Annotated in this window: 5 protein-coding genes; 4 read left to right on the top strand and 1 reads right to left on the bottom strand. The window is 73.0% G+C overall.

Features of this window, described 5'->3' with window-relative positions; translation table 11 throughout:
• Positions 1-323 precede the first annotated feature (323 nt).
• A complete protein-coding gene (locus ND748_RS24325) occupies positions 324-572 on the top strand; it encodes a DUF3017 domain-containing protein (protein WP_251748292.1) in 249 nt (82 codons plus the stop codon).
• A 15-nt stretch (positions 573-587) separates the two neighbouring features.
• Here the strand turns inward: ND748_RS24325 and ND748_RS24320 are convergent, their stop codons facing one another.
• Entirely contained in the window at positions 588-1,913 is a 1,326-nt protein-coding gene (locus ND748_RS24320; RefSeq protein ID WP_251748291.1) for an NAD(P)/FAD-dependent oxidoreductase, read from the bottom strand.
• Between the two features lie 150 nt (positions 1,914-2,063).
• On the opposite strand from ND748_RS24320, the gene ND748_RS24315 reads away from it, so the two are divergent.
• The 3 genes from ND748_RS24315 (at position 2,064) to ND748_RS24305 (ending at position 5,103) form a co-directional block, all read left to right on the top strand.
• Positions 2,064-2,921 (top strand): serine hydrolase domain-containing protein, encoded by an 858-nt coding sequence (locus ND748_RS24315; RefSeq protein WP_251748290.1) that lies wholly within the window; start codon positions 2,064-2,066, stop codon positions 2,919-2,921.
• A gap of 307 nt (positions 2,922-3,228) precedes the next feature.
• Positions 3,229-3,879: a 2'-5' RNA ligase family protein gene (locus tag ND748_RS24310; protein ID WP_251748288.1), complete on the top strand. Its 651-nt coding sequence runs from the start codon at positions 3,229-3,231 to the stop codon at positions 3,877-3,879.
• Between the two features lie 30 nt (positions 3,880-3,909).
• Positions 3,910-5,103, top strand: coding sequence for a YihY/virulence factor BrkB family protein (locus tag ND748_RS24305; RefSeq protein WP_251748287.1), 1,194 nt, complete (start codon positions 3,910-3,912; stop codon positions 5,101-5,103).
• Positions 5,104-5,403: the final 300 nt, after the last annotated feature.

Here is a 5,403-nt window from a genome sequence, read left to right as displayed (position 1 = left end):
GGCCGGATCCGACAGGGCTGCCCGCACCTGCCTGGGCGTCCGACGCCGCCGCGGATCGCGGACGGCTGGCGGCCCCCGTGGCCTCGAGGCCTGATGCCGATGTCGGGCCTGATGCGCTCGCCGGGCCCGGCGCTCTCGCGGGGCCCGGCCCTCTGGTGGGGCCCGGAGCTCTGGTGGGGCCCGGAGCTCTGGTGGGACCCAGTACACCCCAGGGGCCGGATGCACGCAGGGAACCGGGTCGGACTGCCGGGTCCGCCGCGCCCGCGGCGGCCGGCGCGTCCGGAGCCGGCTGGTCCGGGATCGTCAGGTGGCTGCGGCGCGAGATGGTGTTCGCGTCGGTGCTGGTCGGTGTCGTGATCGGGTTGACGCTCGTCTACCAGGACCGGTGGCGCCGCGGAATGCTGGTGGTCGGGGTTGTGCTGGCCCTGGCGGGACTCGCCCGCCTTACCTTGCCGACGCGGCGGGTCGGCCTGCTCGCCGTGCGCGGGCGGGCGTTCGACACCGTGATCCTGGTGCTGCTCGGGGCGTCGGTGATCACGCTCACCTCCACGGTGCCCTACCTGGGGCCATGACGGCGGTGGCCGCGGTCAGCGCCGTCCGGACATGGTGCGCCGAACGGCGAGCCGGGTGAGAGAACTGGCCGGGATCGTGCCCCGGCCGAGCCCGATCTCGACGAGGGAGTCGTAGAGCTCGGTACGGGTGCGGGCGGCCCGCACCGCGGCGTCCATCATCGTGCGACGCCTGCCGACGAGCCCGGCGAGCAGCGCGGTGTGCCGCAGGTGTCGACCGAGCTCGGCGTCGAGCGAGCGCCGGTAGCGTCGGCCGGCGCCGGCGGGGTTCGCCCCCCCGAGCGCCGCCTGCCCGGCCAGGGAGCCGGACAGCAGGGCGTAGTAGATGCCCTCTCCGGTCAGCGGATTGATCAGCGAGGCGGCGTCGCCGGCAAGGAGAACCGGGCCGTTGGGCTGGCGCGGCCGATGGGTCGACAGCGGCAGGTGGTGGGCCCGCAGCGTGGTCGGGTCCGCCGGCGTCTGCGGCAGCATCCGGGCCAGGGTGCGGTGCAGAACCGTCTTCGCGCTGGTCCCGTCGTCGCCGCCGGTCAGGCGGGAGCGCAGCATGCCGTAGCCGATGTTCGCCCGGCCGTCGCCGATCGGGAACGACCACGCGTAGGCCGGCCAGCCGTCGTCGGTCATGTGGATGAACTGCTCGAGCGGATGCTCGTCGGCGGGGAGGTCGGCATACGCCCGCACCGCGATCGCCATGGCTTCCGGCGGGTTCGCGGCCAGCTTCAGCCCGCGCCGCACGACCGAGTTCGCGCCGTCCGCGCCGATCACGACCCGGGCCGTCATCGCGCCGTTGACGACAACGACCGGTTCGCGCCCCCGCCCGTCGAGCCGCGGCCGGTCGGTGAGCTCCAGGGTCCGCACTCGACGTTGCACCAGGTGGGCGCCGCGAGCACAGGCCGCGGCCACGAGGCGGGCGTCGAAGACTTCCCGCGGGACCACGTAGCTGGCTCGCGCCGACGGGGTGGCCACCTCGGCGCCACCCGGCGTGCGCAGCCGCATCCGGTCGACCGGCTGGTAGCCGGCGACGGCGTCGGTGACGCCGAGGTCGCGCAGCACGTCCAGGCCGTGCGGGGCGATGCCGTCGCCGCAGGTCTTGTCCCGCGGGAACACGGCGGCGTCCGCGATGACGACGCTGGCCTCGGGGCGTTCCCGCAGCGCCGCCAGCGCCGCCGCGCAGCCGGCCGGACCGCCGCCGACGATGAGTACGTCGATCGTGCGGTCGGGCAGATCCGCCAACTCGTCGACGCGCACGATCGGGGTCGCCGTCGTGATGGTGTCGATGTCCTTCGCTGGTCCCGCCGGGATGGGGCGTGGGCCGGACGGGGTGGACGCTGAGGACGGGGTCTGCACGCCCGCCAGTCTCGCAGCCGACCACGGGACGGTACGCCGGTGCCCCCGATGCCTGCCGTGGGCCCGCGCGTCGCCCGGTCGGATCCGTCCGGATCCGTCCGGGTCCGTTGGGGACCACGGCCCGGCGGCGGAGTTCGTACAGTGCGTGGCGTGGACGCACTGGTGCAGGTTTCGCAGTGGCCGGTCAGGACGGCGGCGGTCACGGTCCTCGGCCTTGACGATGCTCCCGCCGCCGGGACGGTCCGGGAGCTCGCCCGGACGGGACCGGACGATCATCCGTTTCGGCTTGCGTCGGTGTCGAAGTTGCTCAGCGCCTACGCGGTGCTCATCGCCGTGGAGGAGGGCGCGATCGAGCTGGCCGACCCGGCCGGACCCGAGTCGTCCACCGTGGCGCACCTGCTCGCCCACGCCTCCGGGCTGGCGTTCGAGGGCGACAAGGTCATCGCCGCGCCGGGCACCCGCCGGATCTACTCCAACGCCGGCTTCGACGTGCTGGCCGAGGTGGTCACCGGGGCGACGGGGATCGCCTTCGCCGACTATCTTGCCGAGGCCGTGTTCGAGCCGCTGGGGATGCGGCGGGCCAGCCTCACCGGTTCGGCGGCCGCCGGGGTGACGGCGACCCTGGCCGATCTGCGTAGTTTCGCTGCCGAGCTGCTCGCCCCCACCCTCCTGTCGGCCGCGACGTCGGCCGCCGCGACCTCGGTCGCCTTCCCGGGGCTGGCCGGCGTCCTGCCGGGCTTCGGCCGCCAGGACCCGAACGACTGGGGGCTGGGATTCGAGCTCCGCGGGAGCAAGAACCCGCACTGGACCGGCCGCGCGAACGCCCCGACGACCTTTGGTCACTTCGGCCAGGCCGGCACGTTCCTGTGGGTGGATCCGGTCGCCCGGCTCGCGTGCGTCACTTTGTGTGATCGGGACTTCGGGGACTGGGCGCGCGAGGTGTGGCCACCCCTGTCGGATGACGTGGTGGCGCAGGCCCGCCCCCAGGTGGTGAATCCCGCGCCGTGACCGGACCGCGGCGCGCCGGACGGCCGGCGTCCAGCGGTGGTACTTGCCGGGATCCTCCCGCGATCCGTCCGATCCATATGGCGGGTTGTCGCGGATTTGGCCGGATCTGCGGGTGAGCGGGTCGCGGTCTTCTGGTCCGCGGGAGACAAGCGGGGTCCGTGGGCCATGATGTCGGCATGCTTTCCTCGGCGACACCGACCCCGACGGCCGGTCACCGACCCGGTGATGGCGTGCCTGCGAGTACCGAGAGTCACGATCTGCGGCTTGGATGTCGCGGGCGCCGCGCGTGCCACGGTGCCGGTCGCGCATGAGCGAAAGGTCGCTGGAACCAGGCGCCGCCGTGCGCGCGGCGGATCCGGCCCGTCCGGTCGACGCGGTGGACCTGGCCGACATCGGCGTCGCGATCGGCATTCCGGAGCCCTACCGGACCGAACTCCAGGACTGGCGGGAGCGGCTCGGGGATCCCAATGCCGCCCTCATCGTTCCGCATGTCACCCTGCTCGGGCCGACGACGGTCAGACTGGCCGACCTGCCGGCGATCGAGCGTCATTTGGCGCATATCGCCCCGCCGAACGCTCCGTTCACGATTCGTCTGCGGGGCTCGGGGACGTTCCGTCCACTGTCACCCGTAGTCTTCGTCGCTCTCGTCGCTGGTGCGGCCCGCTGCGCGACGCTGGCGGCGGCGGTGCGGTCCGGCCCGTTGGACCGGCCGCTGAACTTCGCCTACCACCCGCATGTCACGGTGGCGCACGACATCGCCGAGGACGGCCTCGACCGCGCCTACGAGGAACTGGCCGACTACCAGGCACAGTTCGAGGTGCGCGGGTTCGGCCTCTACGAACGAGGAGCCGACCTCCGCTGGCGGCAGCTACGCTTCTACCCGTTCGGTCAGCAGGGGGACGAGTGGGAACCGAAGGACGACGCAGCGCGCCGCGCCGGTCCCGGTTCACGGGAATGACCAGGCGTCGTCGGGGGGACATCGACGGGTGTGACAAGACCTCGTGAGGCGGTTCGGGCCGGCGTCGGCACGGTTTCCGACACCGCCAGCGCGGTAAGGGCGAAACGTCCCTTTATCGACCACATTATCCGGGCGTACTCCCGGTACACGACCGACGGCGGGGACCGGCTGGCGGCGTCGGCGACGTACTTCGCCTTCCTGTCGTTCTTCCCGATCGTCGCGCTCGCCTTCGCGGTCACGGGATTCGTGGTCGACGCCTACCCCGACGCGCAGGACAGCCTGACCAAGCAGATCAACGACTACCTGCCGGGGTTGTCGGACAGGCTCGACGTCACGTCGATCGGCAACGCCAAGGTCGGCGTCGGCATCATCGGTGTGCTCGGGTTGCTGCTCGCCGGCCTCGCCTGGATCGACGCGCTGCGAGACGCCCTGCGACTGGTCTGGCACCAGGACATCGACGTCGGCAACATCATCATGCGGCGGTTGCGTGACATCACCGTCCTCGCCGGCCTGGGACTGACGCTCCTGGCCTCCCTCGTGGTCACCAGCCTGTCGACCTCGGCTACCGGGACGTTCCTGGACTGGATCGGGCTGTCCGGCAGCACGGCCGCCGCGTGGGTCACCGGCATTTTCGCCCTGCTCGTCGCCCTCGCGATCGATACTGCGGTGTTCCTCTACCTGTTCTGGCGGTTGCCCGGACAGACTGACCGGACCCGCTCGGCGCGCGGTGCCGTCCTCGGTGCGGTCGGGCTGGAGATCCTCAAGGTCGTGGGGACCTGGCTGGTCGGCAAGACCACCGGCAATCCGGTCTACGGCACGTTCGCGGTCATCGTCGGGCTGCTCATCTGGATCAACATCGTGATGCGCTGGACGCTGTTCGTCGCCGCCTGGACGGTGACCGCGCCCTACGACTCGGACGTGTACCCCTCGGGGACGGCCGGACCCCCCGCGGTTCACCCGCCGTACGGGTCACCGGACCGGGACGCCTCGCGGCCCGCCGCCGAGCCCCACGGGGCCGACTCCCCGTCCGCCCGGGGCGCCGCGCCACCGGACGACCTGTCTGTCCGCCTGGTGTCGAAGCGGTCGGAGTCGAGTTCCACGACGCCGTACTCCTCCGTTTCCGTTGGGTCCGCTGCCACCGGCTCGGACGCGACGTTGGCCGCCAGGTTGCGCGCATCGCTGCGCCGACGCCACCCGTCGGAGACCTCCGGCGGGTCGGGCTGAGCAGGCACGGCTTGGCGCCTAGGCACGGCTTGGCGCGGCCGCGCGCCTAGCCGTTTCGCGGCGCGGGCCGGTGGAACAACCGACGAGGTGCCCACCGCCACCGGCGGCCCGGGCCCGCGGTGCCGGCGATGCCCGCGCGCCGCGCGTCGGGTGAGGGCGGTCACCAGGCAGGCGCCCGCCGTGAGCGAGACTGCGATCCAGGTCATCGGGCCGATGTCGCCGGCGAGACCGCCCGAATGGCCCGCTCGGTGGACGGACGCCGTCGCGGGCCGCGCGAGCGCCTGCGCGGCGGCCACGGGC

The organism is Frankia sp. AiPs1 (assembly GCF_023716945.1).
Classification (GTDB): Bacteria; Actinomycetota; Actinomycetes; order Frankiales; family Frankiaceae; genus Frankia.
Note: the sequence above shows the minus strand (reverse complement) of the source record. Positions and strands in the feature narration are given on the sequence as shown.